We start from the raw sequence: 1721 nt of genomic DNA, 5'->3' as shown, positions 1-1721 counted from the left end.
GATGTACCTGCTCGATACCAACGTGGTGTCCGAGCTGCGGCGGGCGAAGGCGGGCAAGGCCGATCCGCATGTCGTGGCCTGGGCGGCGAGTGTGCCGGTCGTCAGCCTGTTCCTGTCGGTCGTCACCGTATTGGAGCTGGAATGGGGCGTGCTGCGGATCGAGCGCCGCGATCCGGCGCAGGGGGCGCTGTTGCGGGCTTGGTTGGAGGAGCGGGTGTTGCCGGCGTTTTCGGAGCGGATGCTGCCGGTCGATGTCGCCGTCGCGCGTCGTTGCGCCCGGTTGCACGTTCCCGACCCGCGTTCGGAGCGCGATGCGTTGATTGCGGCGACGGCGTTGACGCATGGCTTGATCGTCGCGACTCGGAACGGGGCGGATTTCCGGCCGACCGGGGTGGCGACATTCGATCCGTGGACGTTCGAGGTGCCATCGGCGTGAATCGGGCGCGGCCTTCGTCGTTTTTGTCCCGTCTCGGCCGGTCGCAACGACGCGGGATGCCGTTAAACTCGTGGGGGTAGCGCGTGCGACTCGGGGACTTTTTCGCTACAAACGGTCTATTTAAAATAGACGCACAGCGACCCTTTCATAAAAAACGATCCGTTAAGATCACTCGGCGGATCGAGTTTTTGACGTATAACTCTACTGCAGTAAAGTTATATAGAATTATCTAATCACTTGTTAGACAAGGTTTTTAATTTTTGAGATTTCAACAGCTTCTACGAGCTTTTTATGAGGTTAGATATGGCTGGTAAAGCTACAGTGCTAGGAACAATCGTATCTGCCATTGGTATTCTTATTACTTTACTGCCTCATGAAGGAAAGAGTGGAAATCAGACAACTTATGGCAGTCAAAGCCCTGCTATTGGAGAAAATCGAGGCCATATAAATATAACGTATGGAAAAGAATCAGCGTCATCAAGAAAGAGGTTTGAAGGGGAAATCGGCAATTTTAATAAGGGAAAAAAGATTTGCTGACTTCATTTTGAATAATTCAAAGGAAATAGTCTACTTTGACGTTTACAGAAATGCAAGTTACGATGACAATAGTTTAGAAGCTATCGAGCTAGTCAGCAATACATTTAACATAAATTATTTTTGGATATATTCAGAATGCCAAGAACTAAAAGAAAATGAAAAGCCATCAAGAGAAAAGTGCCAGGGATACGACATATTTATTGACCACTCACTAGACGATAAAGATGCTGATGCTATCGTTTATAGAGATAAACTCAGGCTTAAAGGTTTTTTTTGTAATAAAAGGGTGCGAGGGAATGCATATGGGATTTGAAAGTTGCACACTGAGACCATTAAATGTAGATAGCGCACAATGAATCCAATGCTATATAGTGAGTTAGCGCACTCGCTTATTTTTAATTTAAGAATATGATAATCAGTGGAAAATACAAAGCTTAATTTATCGTTGTAGCGAACTCCGCTGCTGAACGTATACGGTAATCTTTGAACCTGGAAATTTTTTAATGTTATTTATATGAAAATATACAAATATTTCTGTCATAATAATTCACAATTCCTATTGTACAAGAGCCAAGTACCTGAGAGCTTATGAGAGAAAATTGCGATCAAAACAGCATTATTAATTATTAGTAATGCTAGATATGGCGAGTCTTAGCTTTTAAGTCATCCTTAAAAATTTTCCTAAATTCATGTCTAGATTTTCTGGAAAACTGCTTGTTTTTTTCCGTTATTCCATGAAATTCAAGAT

2 protein-coding genes are annotated in these 1721 nt (G+C 44.5%); both read left to right on the top strand.

Going from position 1 to position 1721, the window contains the following annotated elements:
• The first annotated feature begins 1 nt into the window (after position 1).
• Positions 2–436, top strand: coding sequence for a type II toxin-antitoxin system VapC family toxin (locus E4P82_RS20810; RefSeq protein ID WP_169250668.1), 435 nt, complete (start codon positions 2–4; stop codon positions 434–436).
• A gap of 457 nt (positions 437–893) precedes the next feature.
• A complete protein-coding gene (locus tag E4P82_RS20805) occupies positions 894–1286 on the top strand; it encodes a hypothetical protein (protein WP_169250667.1) in 393 nt (130 codons plus the stop codon).
• Positions 1287–1721: the final 435 nt, after the last annotated feature.

Source organism: Candidatus Competibacter phosphatis, from assembly GCF_012939995.1.
GTDB lineage: Bacteria > Pseudomonadota > Gammaproteobacteria > Competibacterales > Competibacteraceae > Competibacter > Competibacter phosphatis.
This window is presented reverse-complemented; position numbering and strand designations above follow the sequence as displayed.